Consider the following 20,697-nt stretch of genomic DNA (forward strand, 5'->3'; position numbering starts at 1 on the left):
CATCGGACGTCCGCGTGCCGTCAGAGTTCGGTCAACCAGTGCTCGGCGGTGAGTGCCGTCGTGCGGGCGTGTTCCTCCAGTACGGTGAAGTGGTCTCCCGGCACGGTGACTTCGGTGTGCGGCAGGGCCCAGGGCGGGGCGGGTTCCGCGCCAGGCAGTGGGTCCCGGGCCCGCAGGTACAGGGTCGGAACGTCGAGCGGCGCGGGCTTCCAGTCGGCGAAGAGCTCGAAGTATCCGGCCATCGCGGTGAGCCGGTCGGTGTCGGCCGAGGAGGCTTTCGCGGCCCGTCGCAGCATGTCCGACGTCATCGCGGAGAACGACTGCTCCTGGCTGTCCGCGTCGTGCGGGTAGGTGTCCACCAGGATGACGGCGGCCGGGGCGGAGCCGTCGGCTTCCAGTCGCTCGGCCACGGCCTGGGCCACCCACCCGCCGGCCGAGCGGCCCAACAGCACCGCGGGAGCCTCGCCCGCGACGGCTCGGACCGCGGCGACTTGCGCGGTGACCAGGGCCTCCAGCCCGGCGGGCAGCGCCTCGCCGCGCTCGAAGCCCGGGTGCCGCACCGCCGAGACGGGCCGCAGGCCTTCAAGCGCGGCGCCGAGCTGCGCGTACTCGTGAGGTCCTGAGAATGCGCTCAAGGAGGGGAAACAGATCAGCCGGGCGCCCGCTCCGCCCGACGCGAGGGTGGTGGGTGCGAGTACCGCGTCGGTGGCCTCGGCCTCGTCGAAGACCGGTCGCAGGCGTGCCGCGATGGTGAGCAGCACCATGCTGTCCCAGGTGCGGCCCCGGAGACATGCGCTGCGGAAGAGCCCGCTCAGGGAGTCGGAGGCGTTCCCGGCATCCAGCACGTCTGGCACGTCTGGCATGTCTGGCACGTCTGGCACATCGGGCACTTCCCATACATCGGGTACATCCGCTACCTCCTCCGGGCGGTCGGTGACGTGCCGCCGTTCCGAGGTGACGGTGTCCCGGGCGTACCGCTCCGCCAGTTCGGCGGCGACCGACCGTGCCGTGGGGAAGTCGAACAGCAACGTGGACGGCAATGCCAGTCCCGTCGATGCCGACAGCGCGTTACGCAGGTCGACCGCGGCCAGGGAGTCGAGTCCCAGGTCCGCCAACCGGTCGCTCTCGTCGATCGCGCCCGCGCCCTCGGGGTGGCCGAGGACGGCGGCCGCCTGCGACCGTACCTCTGTGACAAGCATGGCTGTTCGCTGGTCCGGTGCGGCGGTCGCCAATCGTCGCGCGAACGAGGCCCGGTTGCCGCCCGCCGCTTCCACCGCGGCGGATACGGGTGTTCGGTGGCTGTCCGCCTCCGGTTGCGCCGGCGGGGCGATGTGCGCCGCGACCACTTCGGGGTCGTCACCGGCCACGGCGGCGTCGAAGAGGGTCAGGCCCTCCTCCTGGCCGAGCGGGATGAATCCGGAGCGGGCCATCCTGCGCAGGTCCACTTCGGTGAGGTGTGCTGTCATGCCGTCGCTCTGCTGCCACGGGCCCCAGGCGATGGACGTACCCGGCAGGCCGAGTCGGCCCCGGTGTCGCGCGAGCGCGTCCAAAACATGGTTGGCCGCCGCGTAGCCGGCCTGGCCCGCGGAGCCGAAGACACCGGCCACGGAGGAGAACAGCGCGAACATCGCCAGGTCGTGCCCTTGGGTCAGTTCGTGCAGGGCGAGCGCGGCGTCGGCCTTGGGCCGCAGTACGCGTTCCAGACGGGCAGGAGTGAGCGCGGGGACGATGCCGTCGTCCAGCACCGCCGCGGTGTGGATCACACCGGTCAGCGGGTGGGCCGCCGGTACGGAGTCGAGCAGCGCCGCGAGCTCGGTCCGGTCCGCGAGGTCACACGCCCGCACCGTCACCTCGGCACCCTGGCCGGTGAGTTCGGCGACGAGCGCGTCCGCCCCCGGCGCCCGCTGCCCTCGCCGGCTTGCGAGGAGCAGATGCCGTACGCCATGGGCGGCGACCAGGTGCCGTGCGACCAGCATGCCGAGTGAACCGGTGCCGCCGGTCACCAGTACGGTTCCCTCGGGATCGAGCCGCCGCCGCTGCCGCTGCTCCTTGCTTCCGTCGACCACCGGGACGAGTCGGGGTACGAAGGCCATGCCGTGCCGTACCGCTGTTTCCGGCGCCGGAGTGGCCAGAAGGCCGGGGAGCAGTTGCCAGGAGTCGGGGTGATCGTCCATGTCGAGCAGGGCGAGACGGCCCGGGTTCTCGCGCAGAGCCGAGCGGACCAGACCCCACACCGCCGCGTGGGCGGGTACGTGACTCCCGGCATCGGCGTCGGCGTCGGCATCGGCGTCGCCGTCCCCGTCGGGCGGGGAGACGGCGCCGGAGGTGACGAGGATGAGACGGGAGTCGGCCAGACGGGGGTCGGCGAGCCACTCCTGGATCAGCCGCAGGGCCTCGCTCGTCGCTTCCAGCACCTGCGCCGCCAGGTCCTGTGCCGACAGGTCATGTGCCGACAGGTCCTGTGCCTCCAGGTCATGCGCACCACTTGCCGTCTCCGGGAGTGTCGGACACGAGGCGACGACGACCACGGCGGGTGCTCCGTCTCCCGCCGATGCCGGGTCGGGGTAGACCGGAACGCCGGAGCCGCGAGGGGCCAGGACATCCACCAGCCGTGTGCCGACCGGCCCCATGACACCCCAGGTGGGAGCAATCGAGGGCACGGACGGCTGGGACAGGGGCACCCAGTCCATGCGGTGCAGGAACCCGGCGTCCGGGTCCGCCGCTATCGGCCCGGACCGCGGAAGTGGAGCCGGAAGCGGAGCCGGAAGCGGCCGGAGCGTCAGCGAACGCACCGTAGCCACCAGTGCGTCGCCGTCGTCGGTCAGTACCAGCCGGGCCCGGCCGTTGGATTCGGGCGAGACACGCACACGCACCCGCTGCTGCCCGGCTGAGGTGACGGCAGTGGGGGCAGTGGCGGCAAGGGCGGCAGGAGCGGCACTGTGAAGGGTCACTCCCTCGAAGGCGAACGGCAGGGCGACCCCGTTGCTGTCCGCCTCGGCCGCCGCGCCATGATCTGACACGCGGCCGTCGAGGGCCAAGACGTGCAGGGCCGCGTCCAGCAGCGCGGGGTGCAGCAGGAACCGCGGGCCGCCCTCTTCCGTGAGCGGGGCCCGTACGGTCTCGGGCAGTACAACGTCGGCGTACAGCTCCTCCCCGTGCCGCCAGGCGGCACGCAGGCCGCGGAAAGAGGGGCCGTAGTCCAACCCCGTCCCTGCCAGCGGCCCGTACGGGTCGTCGTCGGTACCGTCGCCGTGCAGGGGGACGGCGCCCGGCGGAGGCCAGGCACCGGTGTCAGCGGTGGCGTGGCCCTGCGGCTGTTGCCGCGGTTCGAGTGTTCCGGAGGCGTGCAGGCGCCAGGGTTGATGACGGTCCGACGCGTGCGGTCGGGCGTGGAAGAGGACGTTTCGTCGTCCCGCGCCGTCCGTCCCGTCCGCCCCGTCCGCCCCCGACACCGTTACCTGTAGTTCGACGGTGCTGTCCGTGGGCAGCACCAGCGGTGCCGTCAGGGCGAGTTCATGCAAAGTCGGCGTGCCGAGCGACGCGCCGGCATGCAGGGCCAACTCCACGAGCGCGGTCCCGGGCAGCACCACCGCCCCCGCGACGACGTGATCGGCCAGCCAGGGGTGTTCGTGCACGGAGAGCTGTCCGCCCAGCAGCAGGCCGCCGTCCGCCGTCTCCGTGCGGTGGGACAGGAACGGGTGGGCCGGCTTGTCGGACGGGGGCGTGGGCCGGTGTCGCGCGGGGGCGTCGAGCCAGTACCTGCGGCGCTCGAAGGCGTAGGTGGGCGGGGAGAACCGCCGGGGGTGGTGTCCGGCGAAGACGGCTTCCCAGTCGACGGGCATCCCGTGGCTGTAGAGAGCCGCCACGGCGTCGACCAGGGTGTCGGCCTCCGGCCGTGCTTGGCGCAGCGTCGGCAGAACCAGCGGCACCACCGGCGCCGGAGGCTGCTCGCCGACCGGGACCTGGTCCGTGGCCGTCACCTGGTCCGTGGCCGGAACCGGGCCCGTGACCGTCACCTGGTTCGTGGCCGGGACCTGATCCGTTACCGTCACCTGGTTCGTGGCCGGCACCGGGCCCGTGGCCGGGACAGGGTCGGGCACGGCGAGACACCCGCGTACCAGGCCGGTCAGCACCCCGCCCGGACCCACCTCGACGTAGTGCGCCGCGCCGCGGTCCCGCAGATGGGTCACCGTATCGGCGAAGCGGACCGGGCGGCGGACGTGGTCCACCCAGGACTCCGGTGAGCGCAGCTCCTCATCGGTGGCCGCGCGTCCGGATACGGCGGTGATCAGCGGAGTTCGCGGCGTGGTGAAGGACAGGCCGCGCACCACCTCCGTGAAGTCGGCCAGCATGGGTTCCATCCGTGCGGAGTGGAAGGCATGGCTCACCGGCAGTGGTGTCGCCGACCGGCCCCGCGCGCGGAATTCCGCGACGGTCCCCGCCACAGCCGCCTCATCCCCGGAGACGACCACGGAGGAGGGCCCGTTGACGGCGGCGATCTCCACCGCGCACCCCGTCTCGGCGAGGTGGGCCGCCACCTCCTCCTCACCGGCGGCCAGAGAGGCCATCGCACCGCCCGGCGGCAGCGCGTCCATCAGCCGGCCCCTGGCTGCCACCAGGTCGCACGCGTCACTGAGCGACAGCACCCCGGCGGCATGCGCGGCGGTCACCTCACCCAGCGAATGCCCCGCCACCAGGTCCGGACGCACACCCCAGTCCGCCAGCAGCCGGAACAGGGCCGTTTCCAGGGCGAAGAGCGCAGGTTGCGCGAACTGGGCCGTCGCCAGGAGCGAGCCCGTCCCGGTGCCCGGAGCGGCGAACATGACGTCCCGCAGGGGCACCGGAAGCGAAGGATCGAAAAGCGAACATGTCTCGTCGAAGGACCGGGCGAAGCCCGGATGCCGCTCCCTCGACGCGTACAACTCCCGCCCTTCCCCGAGGCGTTGACTGCCTTGCCCGGTGAAGAGGAAAGCCAGGGGGCCGCGGCGGCGTGACGTGCCGGTCCGTACTCCGGGCGGGCTTCCGCCCTCCGCCAACGACTGGAGGGAGGCGAGCAGTTCGGCACGGTCCCGGGCCACCAGCACGGCCCGGTGGTCGAAGGCGGTACGGGTGGTGGCGAGCGCGTACCCGACGTCCGTCGGGGTCGCGTCCGGGTCGGCGGCCACCTTCTCGTACAGCCGTCGTGCCTGGGCCTTCAGCCCGGACACGGTTCTCGCTGACATCGCCACCGGGACCGGGGCGGGAACCGGGACCGCGTCCATGACCGGGGTCGCGTCCATGACCGGGGTCGACAGTGATGTGTCCGGGGTCGCCGGTGATGTGTCCGGGGTCGCCGGTGCCTCTTCGAGCACCACATGGGCGTTGGTGCCGCTGATGCCGAACGAGGACACTCCGGCCCGGCGCGGGCGGTCGGTCCTCGGCCATGGTGCCGGCCGGGTCAGCAGCGCCACCCGGCCCGATGACCAGTCGACCCGGTCGTTCGGTTCGTCCGCGTGCAGCGTACGGGGCAGCAGACCGTGCGCCATCGCCTGTACCGTCTTGATCACCCCCGCCACCCCCGCGGCGGCCTGGGTGTGACCGATGTTCGACTTCACCGAGCCGAGCCAGAGCGGACGTTCGCGCGGCTCGTGCCCGTACGTCGCCAAGAACGCCTCTGCCTCGATGACATCACCCAGGCGGGTGCCGGTGCCGTGTGCCTCCACCGCGTCGATGTCGCCGGGCGCCAGCCGTGCCTGCGCGAGGGCCTGCCGTATCACTCGCTGCTGCGCAGGTCCGTGCGGTGCCGTCAGTCCGTTGCTCGCTCCGTCCTGGTTGACCGCCGATCCGCGTACGACGGCCAGCACCGGAAGCCCGGCGCCTCGGGCCTCGGACAACCGGGTCAGCAACAGCATGCCGGCGCCCTCGGCCCATCCCGTACCGTCGGCGGAGGCGCCGAACGCCTTGCAGCGGCCGTCCGGAGCCAGCGCCCGCTGCCGGCTGAACTCCACGAACGACGACGGTCCTGACATCACCGTGACCCCGCCTGCCAGCGCGTACGAGCACTCGCCACGGACCAGGGCCTGGGCCGCCAGGTGCAGGGCCACCAGGGAGGAGGAGCACGCCGTGTCCACCGTGATGGCCGGTCCCTCCAGACCGAAGGTGTAGGAGATGCGTCCCGAGGCGACACTTCCGGCGTTGCCCAGGCTGAGGTAGCCCTCGACCTGCTCGGGCGTCTCGGCGAGGCGACCGGCGTAGTCGCTGTACATCATCCCGATGTACACCCCGGCCGACGTGCCGCGCAGAGTGCGAGGCACCAGGCCGGCGCGTTCGAAGGCCTCCCAGGCCACTTCGAGGAGCAGTCGGTGCTGCGGGTCCATGGCCACGGCCTCACGGGGTGAGATGCCGAAGAAGCCTGGGTCGAAGCGGTCGATGCCGGAGAGGAAACCGCCCTCACGCACGTAGGTGTGGCCGGGGCGTCCGGGGTCCGGGTCATACAGTGCCTGTGTGTCCCAGCCCCGGTCGGACGGGAAGGGGCCGATGGCGTCCGTTCCCTCGGCCACCAGCGCCCACAGTTCCTCGGGAGAGGTCACGCCTCCGGGGTAGCGGCAGGCCATCCCCACGATCACCACGGGGTCGTCGTCGTCCGCCGGGTGCCCTCCCGGGCGCGCGGTGCCGGTGGCGGGCCGAGCGGCGGCGCTGCGCGCGCGGAGGTGGTCGGCGAGCGCCACAGCCGTGGGGAAGTCGAAGGCGACAGCTTCGGAGAGGGGAAGACCGGTGGCCGCCGACAGCCGTTCCCGCAGCGTCGTCGCCGTCAGGGAGTCCATGCCCAGGTCCCGGAGGGCCGTTTCCGGTTCCACCTCCTCGACCGGGCAGCCGACCAGGGCCGCCGTCTCGCGGCGTACGAGGGCCAGCAGGTCGTCCTCGGGGCCGGTTCCCGCCCCGGCTGCCTCTGCCCCTCCCCCGAGCACCCGCATGCTCAGGCCCGCGAGGGCGAACCGCTGGACCTTTCCGGAGGCGGTACGGGGGATGTGGTCCACCTCGTACAACTCGGCGGGCACCTTGAAGGCGGACAGTTCCGCGCGACAGGCGGCCAGCAGAGCGCCTCGGTCCAGGACGACTCGGCGCAGGATGTCTCGGTCCCGAACATCTCGGTCCAGGACATCTCGATCCGGGACGCCGCCGTCCGGAGCATCGCCGTCCGGAGCACCGTCGTTCGCAGCACCGCCGTCCGAACCACCGTCGGCCGGCCCAGGAACCACGTAACCCACGGGCACCTCGCCGAAGACGGGGTGCGGGCGCCCGCCCACGGCGGCGTCCGCCACGCCGGGCAGGCGCCGCAGGACCGCCTCCACCTCCGCGGGATGGATGTTCACGCCGCCACGGATGATGAGGTCAGTCGCCCGACCGGTGATCACGAGGTCGCCGGACGGCTCGATCCTCGCCAAGTCACCGGTACGGAACCAACCATCGCGGAGAACCTCGTCGGTGGCCTCCGGAGCGCCGTGGTAGCCGGCCATGACACCTGGCCCCCACACCCACAACTCGCCCTCACCGACGTCCTGTCCGTCCACGCCACCACCGACCCGGATCCGGGTGCCGGGCAGTGCCCGGCCGCAGGAGTCGGCCGAGGACGACTCCTGGCCGGGTGCGGCCATGGTGACCGGGCCGGCCTCGGTGCTGCCGTAGTGCTCCAGGTAGGGCACACGGCAGACCTCCTCGAAGGACCTGCGGAACTCGGGCCCCGCGGAGGCGCCACCGCTGATGCAACCCCGCAGCGCGGGCGCGCCGAGACCGCTGCCGTCCCCTCGCCGCAGCTCGTCGAGCAAGGCCGAGTACGTCGTCGGCACCCCGCCGAGGAGTGTGAAGTGAGCGTCTTCGCCGCGCAGTTCGCCGAGTACCGACCGCACCGAGAACCGGGGCAGAAGCATGGCGCTCGCGCCGGTCACGGTCACCCCGAGGACGCAGACCACCTGGCTCATGGCGTGGTACAGCGGCAGCGGCCACAGCAGCCGGTCCCGCTCCGACAGGCCCAGGACACCCACGAGGCCTGTCGCGACCGGCGCCAGGCGGTTGCGCTGGGTGGACAGCACGCCCTTGGGGGTACCGGAGGAGCCGGAGGTGTAGAGCGTCCACGCCACCTCGTCCAGCCCCAGATCGTCCCGGGCGGGCGTGACCGGCTCCGTACCGGCCAGATCCTCGTACCGTACGGCGCCACTGGGCGCACCGAGCGCGTCCGTCAGGACACCAGGGTTTCCGGCGCCCCGGCTGTCGATGCCCTGCTCACCGTCCGCCTCGCCGCCCGCCTCCCGGTCCGACTCGCCACCCGCCACGCCGCCGCCCTCGGCCACCACCAGAGTGAGCCCGGGCCGGGACAGCAGCCCCGGCTGACGGATCAGCCGTACCTCGTCCGTGACGAGCACGCGCGCGCCGCAGTCCTCCAACAGGCGGTCCAGCTCCGCCTCCGGAACACCCGCGTCCAGCGGTACGCCCACTCCGCTCGCCCGGACCACGGCCAGCAGGCTCTCGACCGCCTCGACGCGGTTGCCGAGCAGGATGGCCACGCGCTCGCCCCGCCCCAGCCCGAGTCCGGCCAGGTGTCCGGCCAACCGCGCGGTCCGCTGCTCCAGGTCGCGGTAGGTCCGCCGCACTCGGCGATCCTGGAAGGCGACCTTCTCCCCGCGGCGCGAGGCGTGATCCCGAAGACTCTCCGTGATGGGCCTGATCGCGTCGTCGCCTGTACTGACTCGCATCGAACTCTTCTCTTCGTACGTGGGGTTGAGGCGTGGGGTTGAGGCGTGAGGTTGAGCACGGTGATGCAGTGCGCAGCGGCACGTCCAGTATCAACCCGCTCCTGCGACGGGGTTCGGGAGGGTGGGCATACGAGTGGAATCGTGGACGCGGTGTCCACAATCTGCGGAGGCAGCCACGCACCCTTGCGCCGGACGTGCCGCGTGTAGTCCGCTGACCCGCATGGGGAAGAGAAGCATTGCCGCAATGACCGCCGCGCTTGTCGCGGGGTCTCTTTTAACGGTCGGTACGCATCCGGGCGCGCATGCCGCGGAGTCCGGCACCGACAGCGCGTCGAGGCCGTCCGGGCCGGGTCCCGCCGGGCCGGGTCCCGCCGGGGTGGATCTCGCCGGGGTGGATCTCGACACGGTGACCATCCCGCAGCTCCAGGCGCGCATGGCGCGCGGTTCGCTGACCTCGTCGGCGCTGACCCGTGCCTACCTGCGTCGGATCGACAAGGTCGACTCCAAGATTCACTCGGTGCTGCGCACCAGCCCGACGGCCCTGCGCCAGGCGGCCGCCAGCGACGTCAGGCACCGGCGTGGCAAGACCCTCGGGCCGCTGGACGGTATCCCCGTCCTGATCAAGGACAACGTCAACACTCGCGACATGCCGACGACCGCCGGGTCGCTGGCGCTCGCAGGGAGCCTGCCCGGCACCGACGCCGCGCTCGTGACCCGGCTGCGCGAGGCGGGGGCGGTGATCCTCGGCAAGACCAACCTGTCCGAGTGGGCCAACTTCCGTGCGGCGAAACCGACGTCGGGGTGGTCGGCAGTGGGCGGTCAGACCAACAACCCCTATGTCCTCGACCGGAATCCGTGCGGTTCGTCGTCCGGCTCCGCCGCCGCGCTGGCCGCGTCGTTGTCGCAGGTGGCGATCGGCACCGAGACGGACGGCTCCATCGTGTGCCCGGCCGGGATGAACGGCGTCGTGGGCCACAAACCCAGCCTCGGCCTCGTCAGCCAGTCGGGCGTGGTGCCGATCTCCGCCGAGCAGGACACGGCAGGGCCCATGGCGCGCAACGTGGTCGACACCGCGCTCACGCTTTCGGTGCTGAGCGAGGATGAGGGCTCGCGTGGAAGTGGAAAGAGCGCCGCCACCCACTCGGGTGGGCCGCAGGACCTCCGCGGCAAGCGGATCGGTCTGTGGCGCCTGCCCTCGCTCGGCTCCGACGTGGACGCGGTGATGACCCGTACGGCGAAGAAGCTGCGCAAGGCCGGAGCCGTGGTCGTCGAGGTGACGCCTCCCTACCAGGCGCGGCTCGCCGAGCTCGAATTCCCGGCGCTGCTCAGCGAGTTCCACCGGGACATCGACGCCTACCTCGCCACGCGCGAGGGGCCCCAGAACCTCGCCGAGCTGATCGAGTTCAACCGCGCCCACCCCGAGGAGCAGGCCTGCTTCGCCGGCCAGGAGCTGTTCGAGCAGGCCCTCGCCGCGCCGCCCACGACCGACCCCGAGTACGTGGCGATGCGCGCGGAGCTGAAGGACCTCTCCCGGCGTTCCATCGACGAGACCATGGCCTCCCACCGCCTGGACGCCATCGCCGCGCCCACGAACCCGGCCGCCTGGACGACGGACTGCGCGCGCGGCGACAACGACGTCATCCCGTCCTCCACCCCCGCGGCCGTCGCCGGGTATCCGTCCCTCTCGGTGCCCGCCGGGTCCGTGGGCGAACTGCCGATTGGCCTGCTCCTGATGGCCGGTGACCACCAGGACGGCAAGCTGCTGTCACTGGGGGCCGCGGTGGAGAACCGCCTGAAGGCGTGGCGCGCACCACGCTTCCTGCCGACTGCGGGGGCCGACGTGGCACGGTGACCGGTATCGGTGAACAGGGCCGGTGAACGGCTCCGGTGCCGCTGATCGGCGATCCGGCGGCCACACCACGGGACCGTTCACCGGACCGGTGCACAGGCGCGTTCAAGTGACGGACATAGCGGACGTGGCTGACCCGGCAGACCCGGCAGACGCCCGTACGCCGAACCACTGCTCGGCGCCGAACTCCTCGAACCGCGCCACCTCGGTGAAGCCCAGCTTCGCCGCCAGGCGCATCGAGGGGGCGTTGGCGACCTGGGTGCAGAGCACCACCGGCTCGCCCGGACGCGCGTCGGCGAACCAGTCAAGTGCCGCCGCGCACGCCTCCGCGGCGTACCCGCGTCCCCACGCCGTCGGCAGGAACTGGTAGCCGATCTCGGCCTCCTCCGCGCCCTCACCGACATGCCCCGGACGCTCCGCGTCGCGCCGATCGAGCGAGACCATGCCGATCATCGCTCCGCCCAGATCGACCACGAAGAAGCCGGGGCGCCGCCCGGGCACCTCAGGTACCGCGCGCTCAAGGTCATCACGCGCTCGGGCCCCACCGAGGTAGGTGCCCACCTCCGGCGAGGCGAACAACTCGATGAACGCCGCACGGTCCTTGGCCACGGACTCGCGGAGGACGAGTCGCTCGGTCCTGATCGGGGCCGGTGGCCAGGCGATATGTCCGAGGTCAGTCATGGCGGGCAACCTATCGCACGCCACGAGGCACGCGTCTGCCCGTGGTCGTGGCGGACACTCCCGGGAGCGTGTCTGCGGGCGGTGCCTCGTGTCGCGTAGCAGGATGGCGTCCATGACGAGCGACACGGAGGCCCTCCCGCCTCGCCCCGAACCGTTCGCGCCGAGGGCCGAACCGGCTGCCCTGGACGATCTGCGGGCTCGTCTGCGCGCCACCCGCTGGCCGGACGCGCCCGAGGACGCGGGCTGGTCCTTGGGTACCGACGTGGCCTACCTGCGCGAGCTGGTGGGCTACTGGGCGGACGGCTTCGACTGGCCCGGCCAGGAGGCGCGGCTGGCGCGCCTGCCCCGCTTCCGCGCGCGGGTCGGCGGCCTCGGGATCCACTTCGTGCACGCGCGGGCCGCAGCGCCGTCCGGGACCGCGCTGCCGATCGTGCTCTGCCACGGCTGGCCGGACTCGTTCTGGCGGTACACCAAGGTCGTCCCGCTGCTGGCCGACCCGGGTGCGCACGGCGGTGACCCCGCCGACGCGTTCGACGTGGTCGTGCCCGACATGCCGGGCTACGGCTACTCCGAGCGGCCCGCCGGCTCCCCGCTCAACTCCATTGAGGTGGCGGGCCTGTGGGCCGAACTCATGACGACGCTCGGTTACGGGACGTTCGGCGCGGCGGGCGGTGACATAGGCAGCCATGTGAGTCGCTACCTCGCCCTCGATCACCCCGACAGGGTCGTGGCGGTCCACCGCATGGACGGTGGCCTTCCCGTGTTCACCGGGGACCCCGCGGAGCTCACGGCCGAGGAGCGGGACTGGTTCGAGCGCGCCGCGGCCTGGGGTGCGAGCGAGGGCGCGTACGGGGCGCTGCACCGCACGAAGCCGCAGACCGCCGCGTTCGGGCTGACCGACTCCCCCGTCGGGCTCGCCGCGTGGATCGTCGAGAAGCTGCGTGCGTGGAGTGACTGCGGCGGCGACATCGAGAGCGTCTACACCAAGGACGAGATCCTCACGGCAGTGACGCTGTACTGGCTGACCGGCACGATCGGCTCGTCGATGCGGATGTACCACGCGAACGCCGCGATCGACCCGGTACAACTCGCCCGGCGGGTCGATGTGCCGTCGGGATTCTCCCTCTTCCGCGGCGACGTCGTCCGTCCGCCGAGGGCGTGGCTCGCGCGGACGACGAACCTCGCGTACGTGAGCGAGCCCGAACGCGGCGGCCACTTCGCCCCGTTCGAGCAGCCGGAACGCTACGCGGCGGAACTGCGCGAGTTCTTCCGCCCCTTCCGCCCCTTCCGCCGCCTCCGCCCCGTCCGCGACCGCTGAGCCGGTACCAGGGCGTCAACGCTGCCCGGGCGGTGTGTCCGTCCCGCGCTCCGCGCACTGCGGACAGCGCTCGCGGCCGTCCCACGCGGTCCAGCCGAAGTCGGTCGGGGTGAGGGCGTGGCCCTCCAGTTCGTCGCGGACGGCCTCGCGGTAGGCCCAGACGGCGTCCAGGTAGGGGTGGTAGACGTCGTGGAACGCCGGGGTCGAGATTCCGGCGCCCGCGGCGACCGCCTTCCGCAGGGCGCGGAGGCGTTCGAACATGGTCTGGCCCGTGCCCGCGATGCGTGCGCTGGCGTCGATGAAGAGGCGCTCGCGCACCTCGTAGATGCGGGCGTCGGTCAGGGCGGCACGGCTCGCCTCCTCCAGGCCGCTCGCCCCGATGCCGTTCTGGGCGAGGCGGCGCAGTTCGGTGTGGGCCGCGCCCGCCGCCGCGATGAACTCCGTGTAGACGTCCCTGCGGCGCGTCTGAAGACCACGGAGGTGCTCCTGACGAGTGCGCAGGCGGTCGGCCAGCACGGTGCCCGCTATCGCGATGAACCCGCCGCCCAGCGTGGCGACCAACGTTCCCCACTCCACCCGTGCCCCCCGTCCGTTTCCCGGAACGGCATGCATGACCTTACGCACCGCTCCGCTCCGCTCCGTCCCGCAGATGATGCCCGACGGCCGGCGCCGACCACGCCGCGGGTGCCTACTCCCTACTCCCTACTCTCTACTCCCTACCGCCTACTCCCTGCTCCCTACTCCGTGCGCAAACCGTCCGTCCGCATCAAGCGCCACAGCACCGGCATGCTCAGCAGGGTCACCGCCGCTATCGCCGCGGCGCCTACGCCCACCAGGGGCAGGAAGACGAACCACTCGGTGACTGGTTCGCCGGCGACGCCCAGCATGAGCCGGCCCAGCGTGAGTCCGCCGGTGACCGCGACGACCATGCCGATCACGACGGGGATCGCCGTCTGCCACAGCACCGACCAGGCCAGCGTCGAGCGGCGGGTGCCGTAGGCGACGAGAACGGACAACAACCTTTTCCGTTCGCGGAGTTGCTCGACCTGCGATACGAGCATGGATGCGGCGATCAGCATCATGGTGAGAGCCGCGGCCGTGAACAGGCCGGAGCGGATGTTGTCGTAGACCTTGTCGCGCTCACCCGTGTGGAAGCTGTGTACGCGTATGGTCGGGTCGTTCCGGTAGGCGGTGTTGCGCACATGGTCGACGGCGTCGGGCACATCGTCGTCGATCTGCATCTTCGCGCTCGTCATGGCGTAAGGGAGTCGCGAGGTGTCAAAGGCTCCTTGGGTCGCGAGGATTCCACCGTAGCCGCCTCTCGCGGGATCGCGCCGGGTCTCGACCGTGCGGGCGGAGTGCGGGACTGTCCAGCGGGCCGTACCGGATGCCGTGCGGTCGCTGTCACCGGGGTCGCCGAAGTCCAGGCGGGCACCGCGGGGTGCGTGCTTGGCCAGAGCCCTGTCCTGGTCGGGGTCACGTGAGTCGTTGACCAGGAAGACGTCACCGTCCGAGCAGGACGGCAGCTTCGCCATCTCGCGCAGCGACGCGCATGAGCCGACGGAGAAGCGGACCGACGGCACGGTCCCGTCCGAAGCCGGTTTCGCACCCACCGGGCTCGCCGATGTCGCGACGGTGACGACGGCCTTCTTCACACCCCTCGTCGCGCTGAACTCGTCGGCCATTCGCTGGGCCAGTTCCCCGCTGCCGACGTCGGCGGTGGCGCCGAGTTCAGACCGCCCGGGGTCCTTGCCGGTGGCTGTGGTGAAGTCGTCGTCGATGCCGGTGATGAACATCTGCAGGGCGATGGCGCCCGCGACCGCGATGGTGATGCCGGCGACCGCGCGGCTGGCGCCGCCGCTGTTGAGCTGAAGTCTGCGAACGGCCAACTGCCAGGGCACCGGGCCGCCCCGCATGCGCCGAACGGCCGCCTCCACCAGCCAGGGCAGGAGCAGGACCAATCCGATCAGGGTGAGTGCGATGCCCGCCGCGACGTGTACGACGCCGAGGGCGCCCGCCGCGTCGGCCGCGCCCGTCATGGACAGCAGCAGCACACCGATCAGTGGGACCGGCAGGCGCCACCACAGGCGGCGACCACGGGGGCGGCTGTTGCGCACGACGCCCAGCGGCTCGATGGTCACCGAGCGCAACGCGAACACGGTCACGGCGATGGATGCCAACGGCACGGCCAGCAGGACCATGATGCCCAGTGCGGGTACCGGGGTGAAGTCCTGGGGGAAGGCGGACAGTTGCCAGAACTCGAAGTGTGCGAGGAATTGGCGCGCGGCGAGGAAGAAGACCACTCCGAAGACCAGCCCGACGAGCGAGCCGAACAGGGCCTCACCGGCGGCGATGCGCCGCGTCGTCCGTACGTCGGCGCCGATCAGCCGCAGTGCGGCGAGCCGCTTGTCGCGGCGCTCGCTGCCGAACCGTACGGCCGTCGCGATGAAGATGGCGACGGGGACGAGGAGCACGACGCAGGCCAGGACGATGAGCAGGATCAGGGCCGGTTGCAGCGGAGCGGACAGCCAGTGCTGCCCGAAGTGGTCCAGCCGGGCGGCACTGGTGTTGTCGGCGGTGAGAGTGTCACTGCCCGCGTACATGTACAGCTCGAAGGGGTCGGTCAGACCGGCTTCGCCGATGGTGCCGATGACGCGGTGGTCGTAGCGCTGCTTGAGGAGCTTGCCCTCGGGTGAGTCGAGCAGGTCCTTGAGCGCCGGGGAGACGACGCTCTCGCCGGGCCCGGGCAGCCTGTCGACCCCTGGTGGCAGAGGCGGGTGCGCGCCCTCGGGCCGCAGCAGATAGCCCCCGATCTCGTGGTCCCGGTACTCCGTGGAGGCATCGAGGGCCAGCATCGTCCGCTCGCCCCGCTTGAGTTGCTCGGAGGTTCCCACTCCGAGCTGGCGGGCGTCACCGCGTACGTCGAGCCCGTGCAGCAGGGTGGGCGCGGACGCAGCGCCGAGCAGCACGGCGACGCCGAGGCCGACGCCGAGTGCGGTGAGCAGCGTACGGATCCAGCCCTCGCGCCCGCCCGACACCGCGAAGCGGATGCCGAGGCCGAGATCGCGCAGCCGCCCGGAGGGCCCTGACGACGAACCGTCGGAGGGCTGGACCGCCGCGCTGCCCGTACGGTCGGCATGGTCTGCGTGGCCGTTCAGGAGGGGCATCACGCGGACTCCAACTGCCGGGACTTGCCGTCCCGTACGACGATCTCGCGGTCGGAGTAGGCGGCGACCCGCGTTTCGTGCGTGACGAGGACGACGGCGGTGTCCGAGCCGCGCGCGGCGTCGGTGAGCAGTTCCATGACGCGCTCGCCGTTGAGCGAGTCCAGGGCGCCGGTCGGCTCGTCGGCGAACAGGACGCGCGGGTTCGTGACCAGGGAGCGGGCCACGGCGACGCGTTGGCCCTGGCCGCCCGATATCTCGCCCGGCCGCCGGCCCGTCAGGTCGTCGGCTTCCAGGCGCGTCAGCCAGGTGGTGGCCCGGCGCTCGGCCTCCTTGCGGTGGACGCCGTTCAGCCTCAGCGGCAGCGCCACGTTCTCGACGCAGGTCAGCTCCGGTACGAGCCGGCCGAACTGGAAGACGAAGCCGAACTCCGTGCGGCGCAGGGCGCTGCGCTGGGCGTCGGTCATCGCGGTCAGGTCGCGGCCGTCGTAGGTGATCGCCCCGGAGTCGGGGGTGACGATGCCCGCGAGGCAGTGCAGCAGCGTCGACTTGCCCGAGCCGGAGGGGCCCATGACGGCGACGATCTCACCCGGGTTCACGGTGAATGAGGCGCCGTCCAGGGCGGGGGTGGTCCCGTACGCCTTGTGCAGGTCGTGGGCGGTGAGAAGGGCTTCGGCGGGATTCATGAGGGGCGCACCTCCGCGGCGAGCTTGTCCAGGCGCGCGGCGGTGAGCTCCAGCCAGCGCAGGTCTGCTTCCAGATGGAACAGGGCGTGGTCGCAGATCAGTTGGTCGGCGAGGTCGCCCTTGCGCTTGCGGTCCGTGAGGACGCGCATCAGACGCAGATGTGCGGCGCGCTGGGTGTCGAGGAGTTCGGCGGCGTCGCGCTCGGTCAGCAGGGCGAGGACGACCTTGGTGTAGAGGGTCGACTGGAGGTAGGGCTCGGGCTTCTCCGGCTTCGCGAGCCACTGCCGCACGTCGGTGACGCCTGTGTCGGTGATGGCGTACCGCTTGCGTTCCGGTCCGCCGACGGCCTCTATCCCGTCGACCTCCACGAGGCCGTTCTTCAGGAGGCGGGACATGGTCGAGTAGACCTGCCCGTAGTGCAGCGGCTTGTCGTGCCTGAACGTCTCGTCGAAGGTTCGCTTCAAGTCGTAACCGTGGCGGGGCCCGGATTCCAGGAGCCCGAGAAGAGCGTGGCCGATGGACATGGAGAGGACTGTACACCGCGTGTATACCTAGAGTGTATATAAAGTGCCGGAGGACAGAACCTAGTTGGCCGACTGATCGACTGATCGGCTGGCCGACTGGCCGACTGGCCGACTGGCCGACTCAGAGGTGTGACGGAAGAAGGAGGCTGGGCCGGATGGGCCGAGAAGTTCTGCGCTGGAGCGCATACCGCACCGTGCCGTGGAAGAACGGCGGTGGTGTGACCCGGGAGGTCGCGTCGGGCACCGTGCGGGCGCCCTCGGACCGCAGCGGGCTCGCGGCGCTCACGGAGCCCGCGGACGGCTTCGACTGGCGGCTGAGCGTCGCGGACGTGGACGCGGCAGGCCCCTTCTCGGCCTTCCCCGAGACCGACCGCGTGATCACCCCGGTCGAGGGCGAGGGCATGGTGCTGACCGTGGACGGCACCGCGCAGCCGGTCGGGCCGCTGAACCCCTTCGCCTTCCCCGGCGACGCGTCCACGGACTGCCGGCTGAAGGCGGGCCCCGTGCGCAACGTGAACGTGATGACCCGCAGAGGCCGGGCTACGGCACACGTGCGGATCATCACCGTCGACACCTCGCACGGGGCGGAACTGACGTACGCCGCGGACGAGACTCTCCTCGTCATGGCCGCCACAGAGGGAATCTCCGTAGGCTCACCTGACGGGCGGGAGACCGCGCTCGGCCGTCTCGACTGCGTACGTGGCGAAGGCCCGGGGTCGCTGACTCTGCGGGGCGACGGCACTGTGGCCGAGATCAGGATCACCGCGGTGCACTGAGCTTGTTCTGCAAGGCCCGGCCGACTTTGAAGGTTATCCGTGGTTGTCCGTATTGAAGCTCGCCTTCAGAGGGCCCGTCCGGCACCATGATCGTGTGACGAACAACGAGGAAGCCCGCATACCGTCCATCAGCACAGGGCTTGCTGTAGGCATGCTGATCGGCATTCCGGTCGGGCTCGTACTCGGGCTGGCTGTTTTCGACAACATGGCGATGGGCCTGGTGCTCGGCGGTGGTGCAGGCGGAGTCCTTGGTGTTACTTTCCGCGCGTCGCGGCGCCCGCAGCGCCAGTCCTCGTGAGGACGCCGCTTGGCTGCTCAGGGACAGGCCCGCCCCGCTACGGTTTCAGCGCGCGCTCTTCGCGGTCAGCGAGTTCAGCAGCGCGGCGCCGCGCTCGGCGTCATCCACGCTCACGGCGAAGTCCTTGCCGTGAGCCCGTATGACGAGGCACTCGCCGCTGCGCAGCATGACCGTGGTTCCCAGGCGGCTCAGCCGATACCCCCACCCGCCGACCTGCGCCGGGGCGCGGTGCTCGGAGCGAGCCGACTCGATGTCCCCCGTCGCCCAGCGCCGGGTCGGCCGGCCGAGCGGTCCGAAGGCCACTTCGAGCCCCTTGTCGCTGACCCGCGCCTGCACCGAGGCGCAGCCCAGGACCGTGAGGGAGACGAGGGCGAGCGGCACGATCAACGACCAGTGCGGTTCCGTCAGCCCGGCCATGGCCGCCACAACGGCCGCCACGGCCGGGAAACCGGTCACGGCGGATGCCAGGTGCAGCCACCGGTTGGACGCGCGTGAGAACCACACGACGCGCTGGCCGTCGGGGATGTCCATTCCCGGCCCGGGGGGCATCGATCCCCGCGTGTCAGTACCTCGCCGAGTCATCAGCCACGCGACCAGCCCGACCGTGACGGCAGCGACGACGGCCGCCACGATCCAGCCGGACGCCATGTCGGCCTCACGCCAGTGCTCGCGGTCCACGTTGGCCCGCACAACGGACGCCTGCGCGCCGACGAGGAAGACACCGCCGGGGAGCAAAGTGACGCCCGCCCACCCCTGAGCCGCTCTTCTCGTGCGGCCACCCGACCGCCACCAACCCACTGCCACGACTGCCACAAGCACCGACCAGATCAGTGCCGGAAAGAGCGCCGCCGCCCACAGTGGCATGGAGCCGTCGGGCGTGCCACCGCCGCTCCAGTGGGTGGCCAACCGCTCCGGCAGCCGTCCGCTCGCGGCGATGGGAGCACCCACCAGGAGGAACAGCACTCCCGCCGACCAGCCCACAACGCCCCAAGTCCCGGCGCTCATACTCACCTTGGGTTCATTCACGAGGTTCCCCTGATCATCTCTATAAGTTCGGTCTTGCTGTAGCCCATGTGCGCGGCGTCGGTGACCAGGTCATGCACGCGGTTCAGCAGCACGGCACGCTGATCCGCCGCCCCACCGGCCACCGTCACACCCCGGCCCCGCCGGAACTCCAGTACGCCTTCATCGCGCAGGGTCCGGAGGCCTCGCAGCACCGTGTTGGCGTTCACCCCGAGCACCTGGGAGAGCTCCCGCGCCGGAGGCAACTTGTCGCCCAGGGCGATCTCCCCCTCGGCGATGGCGCGCCGGATGGACCCCGCCACTTGTTCATGCAGGGGACGCGTGTCCGCGACGTTCAGTCTCAACAACATGATGCTAATGACGCTAGCACCATTCTCGTCTCGTAGGAACTCGCAGGAACTCGCAGGAAGACGACGGCACGATGGGGATTCACCGCGTGGCGTCCTTCTGGACGGTCCGGGACGGAGAGGTCGTTGAGGGCCGGGAGTACTGGACGGAGCTGGGGTCCGACCCCTCGCCGGACTGGCGGGCCGCGTTCGTGCAGCGCATGTGATCAGGCATCACTGAACAGATGGCCGACCGCAGGAGTCAGCCATCTGAGTCGGCCACCAGCAGGCTCCGGCGGCAGTTTCCCTCGCGGCGGGGGTTAGACCTGGGCAACTGCCTGCCGGCGGTGGCAAGCGGTCGCGAGGGGTCAGCGCACCGGGAAGCCGAAGGAGTAGCCCTGCTCCTTGAGACGGGGCAGGAGTCGGCGCAGGGCCTCGACGGTCTGGGTGCGGTCGCCGCCCGCGTCGTGGAAGAGGAGCGTCGGCCCGTTCGGCAGCTCCCGCTCGACGGTGGCGACGATGGCGTCCGTGCCCGGACGCTCGAAGTCCTTGGTGTCCACGTTCCAGCCCAGCGGACGCATCCCCCGGGAAGCGGCGAGCTTGCGGCTGTACGGGGTGAAGGCCCCGCCCGGCGCACGGTAGTAGACCGGCCGTACGCCCCCGGACGCCTTGGTGATCATGCGCTCGGCGTCGAGTATCTCCTGCGACTGGTAGGCCTGGGGCTGCTTGTCCATGGCGGTGTTGTGGGACACCGCGTGGTCGCACAGCCTGTGCCCGGCGGCGACCACCTTCTTCACGATGTCGGGGTGGGCCTCTGCCTGCTTGCCGACCATGCAGAACGTGGCCTTCACCCCGTACTCGCTCAGCAGGTCGAGTATGACGGGGGTCCACTTGGGGTCAGGGCCGTCGTCGATGGTGAGGTTGATGCCGCGCTTGCCCTTCTCCGAGGCGTGCGCGATGGACGTCGCGACCGGCTTGACGTCACTGCCCGGCGCGGTCGCCTTCGGGGGCGCGTCGCCCGTGGCACCGGCCTGCGCGGTCCATACCGAGGCACCGGTGGCGAGGATCGTCACCCCGAGCGCGGCCCCGACCATCTTGCCGTACCAACCCCGCCCGCCGCTGTGCCGTGCCATGTCCGCCCCTTTTCACGCTGTCCTCGCCACACCCGGTCGCCTTACGACCACCTGACAGGACGAGACGCGCAGACCAAGGGATGCGCCTGTTACCGATCACGGACAATTTCGGAGTGGATCACGGACAACTCGCCGCGCGAAGCGGGCGAACGGGTCGGCTGATGAGGGTCTTCGTCGGGCGAACGACGCA

The 20,697-nt window shown here is 71.3% G+C and carries 14 protein-coding genes; 5 read left to right on the forward strand and 9 right to left on the reverse strand.

Annotated elements, in window-relative coordinates:
* Positions 1 to 20: 20 nt before the first annotated feature.
* Positions 21 to 8,729, reverse strand: coding sequence for a type I polyketide synthase (locus ACRAKF_RS01430; protein ID WP_447034831.1), 8,709 nt, complete (start codon positions 8,727 to 8,729; stop codon positions 21 to 23).
* A 220-nt stretch (positions 8,730 to 8,949) separates the two neighbouring features.
* Between ACRAKF_RS01430 and ACRAKF_RS01435 the strand changes: the two genes are divergently transcribed.
* On the forward strand, positions 8,950 to 10,581 hold the full coding sequence (locus ACRAKF_RS01435) for an amidase family protein (RefSeq protein WP_447034832.1): 1,632 nt from the start codon (positions 8,950 to 8,952) through the stop codon (positions 10,579 to 10,581).
* A 102-nt stretch (positions 10,582 to 10,683) separates the two neighbouring features.
* Here ACRAKF_RS01435 and ACRAKF_RS01440 read toward each other — a convergent pair whose 3' ends face one another.
* Entirely contained in the window at positions 10,684 to 11,259 is a 576-nt protein-coding gene (locus ACRAKF_RS01440; RefSeq protein ID WP_447034833.1) for a GNAT family N-acetyltransferase, read from the reverse strand.
* Between the two features lie 112 nt (positions 11,260 to 11,371).
* On the opposite strand from ACRAKF_RS01440, the gene ACRAKF_RS01445 reads away from it, so the two are divergent.
* A complete protein-coding gene (locus tag ACRAKF_RS01445) occupies positions 11,372 to 12,577 on the forward strand; it encodes an epoxide hydrolase family protein (RefSeq protein ID WP_447034834.1) in 1,206 nt (401 codons plus the stop codon).
* A gap of 15 nt (positions 12,578 to 12,592) precedes the next feature.
* Here the strand turns inward: ACRAKF_RS01445 and ACRAKF_RS01450 are convergent, their stop codons facing one another.
* The 4 genes from ACRAKF_RS01450 to ACRAKF_RS01465 form a co-directional block, all read right to left on the reverse strand.
* Entirely contained in the window at positions 12,593 to 13,138 is a 546-nt protein-coding gene (locus tag ACRAKF_RS01450) for a CchlQ (RefSeq protein WP_447034835.1), read from the reverse strand.
* 176 nt (positions 13,139 to 13,314) lie between these two features.
* The gene (locus tag ACRAKF_RS01455) at positions 13,315 to 15,744 is read right to left on the reverse strand and encodes an ABC transporter permease (protein WP_447034836.1); all 2,430 of its coding nucleotides are present in this window, start codon (positions 15,742 to 15,744) and stop codon (positions 13,315 to 13,317) included.
* A complete protein-coding gene (locus tag ACRAKF_RS01460; RefSeq protein WP_447034837.1) occupies positions 15,744 to 16,427 on the reverse strand; it encodes an ABC transporter ATP-binding protein in 684 nt (227 codons plus the stop codon). Before ACRAKF_RS01460 ends, ACRAKF_RS01455 begins: the two co-directional genes overlap by 1 nt.
* A complete protein-coding gene (locus tag ACRAKF_RS01465; RefSeq protein WP_447034838.1) occupies positions 16,424 to 16,951 on the reverse strand; it encodes a PadR family transcriptional regulator in 528 nt (175 codons plus the stop codon). The genes ACRAKF_RS01460 and ACRAKF_RS01465 overlap by 4 nt, the downstream gene beginning before the upstream one ends.
* Positions 16,952 to 17,106: 155 nt before the next feature.
* Between ACRAKF_RS01465 and ACRAKF_RS01470 the strand changes: the two genes are divergently transcribed.
* Entirely contained in the window at positions 17,107 to 17,727 is a 621-nt protein-coding gene (locus ACRAKF_RS01470; protein WP_447034839.1) for a HutD/Ves family protein, read from the forward strand.
* A gap of 94 nt (positions 17,728 to 17,821) precedes the next feature.
* Positions 17,822 to 18,025: a hypothetical protein gene (locus ACRAKF_RS01475; RefSeq protein ID WP_447034840.1), complete on the forward strand. Its 204-nt coding sequence runs from the start codon at positions 17,822 to 17,824 to the stop codon at positions 18,023 to 18,025.
* A gap of 45 nt (positions 18,026 to 18,070) precedes the next feature.
* Here the strand turns inward: ACRAKF_RS01475 and ACRAKF_RS01480 are convergent, their stop codons facing one another.
* Together ACRAKF_RS01480 and ACRAKF_RS01485 are read right to left on the reverse strand one after the other, a co-directional pair.
* On the reverse strand, positions 18,071 to 19,030 hold the full coding sequence (locus ACRAKF_RS01480; protein WP_447034841.1) for a DUF1648 domain-containing protein: 960 nt from the start codon (positions 19,028 to 19,030) through the stop codon (positions 18,071 to 18,073).
* 17 nt (positions 19,031 to 19,047) lie between these two features.
* Positions 19,048 to 19,398 carry a GntR family transcriptional regulator gene (locus ACRAKF_RS01485; RefSeq protein ID WP_447034842.1) on the reverse strand — a complete coding sequence of 117 codons (351 nt, stop codon included), beginning with the start codon at positions 19,396 to 19,398 and terminating at the stop codon, positions 19,048 to 19,050.
* Between the two features lie 71 nt (positions 19,399 to 19,469).
* Here ACRAKF_RS01485 and ACRAKF_RS01490 point away from each other — a divergent pair, with 71 nt between their 5' ends.
* A complete protein-coding gene (locus ACRAKF_RS01490) occupies positions 19,470 to 19,601 on the forward strand; it encodes a hypothetical protein (protein ID WP_447034843.1) in 132 nt (43 codons plus the stop codon).
* A 141-nt stretch (positions 19,602 to 19,742) separates the two neighbouring features.
* Here the strand turns inward: ACRAKF_RS01490 and ACRAKF_RS01495 are convergent, their stop codons facing one another.
* Complete coding sequence (locus tag ACRAKF_RS01495; protein ID WP_447034844.1) at positions 19,743 to 20,507, reverse strand: polysaccharide deacetylase family protein; 765 nt, start codon at positions 20,505 to 20,507, stop codon at positions 19,743 to 19,745.
* Positions 20,508 to 20,697 lie beyond the last annotated feature (190 nt).

The sequence above is a fragment of the Streptomyces sp. DSM 118878 genome, from assembly GCF_052936595.1.

Bases quoted from the DNA above. Each gene is read 5' to 3' on its own strand.
- ACRAKF_RS01430 (WP_447034831.1), bottom strand. From the start codon at position 8,729: ATGCGAGTCAGTACAGGCGACGACGCGATCAGGCCCATCACGGAGAGT.
- ACRAKF_RS01435 (WP_447034832.1), top strand. From the start codon at position 8,950: ATGGGGAAGAGAAGCATTGCCGCAATGACCGCCGCGCTTGTCGCGGGG.
- ACRAKF_RS01440 (WP_447034833.1), bottom strand. From the start codon at position 11,259: ATGACTGACCTCGGACATATCGCCTGGCCACCGGCCCCGATCAGGACC.
- ACRAKF_RS01445 (WP_447034834.1), top strand. From the start codon at position 11,372: ATGACGAGCGACACGGAGGCCCTCCCGCCTCGCCCCGAACCGTTCGCG.
- ACRAKF_RS01455 (WP_447034836.1), bottom strand. From the start codon at position 15,744: ATGCCCCTCCTGAACGGCCACGCAGACCATGCCGACCGTACGGGCAGC.
- ACRAKF_RS01460 (WP_447034837.1), bottom strand. From the start codon at position 16,427: ATGAATCCCGCCGAAGCCCTTCTCACCGCCCACGACCTGCACAAGGCG.
- ACRAKF_RS01465 (WP_447034838.1), bottom strand. From the start codon at position 16,951: ATGTCCATCGGCCACGCTCTTCTCGGGCTCCTGGAATCCGGGCCCCGC.
- ACRAKF_RS01470 (WP_447034839.1), top strand. From the start codon at position 17,107: ATGGGCCGAGAAGTTCTGCGCTGGAGCGCATACCGCACCGTGCCGTGG.
- ACRAKF_RS01480 (WP_447034841.1), bottom strand. From the start codon at position 19,030: ATGAGCGCCGGGACTTGGGGCGTTGTGGGCTGGTCGGCGGGAGTGCTG.
- ACRAKF_RS01485 (WP_447034842.1), bottom strand. From the start codon at position 19,398: ATGTTGTTGAGACTGAACGTCGCGGACACGCGTCCCCTGCATGAACAA.
- ACRAKF_RS01490 (WP_447034843.1), top strand. From the start codon at position 19,470: ATGGGGATTCACCGCGTGGCGTCCTTCTGGACGGTCCGGGACGGAGAG.
- ACRAKF_RS01495 (WP_447034844.1), bottom strand. From the start codon at position 20,507: ATGGCACGGCACAGCGGCGGGCGGGGTTGGTACGGCAAGATGGTCGGG.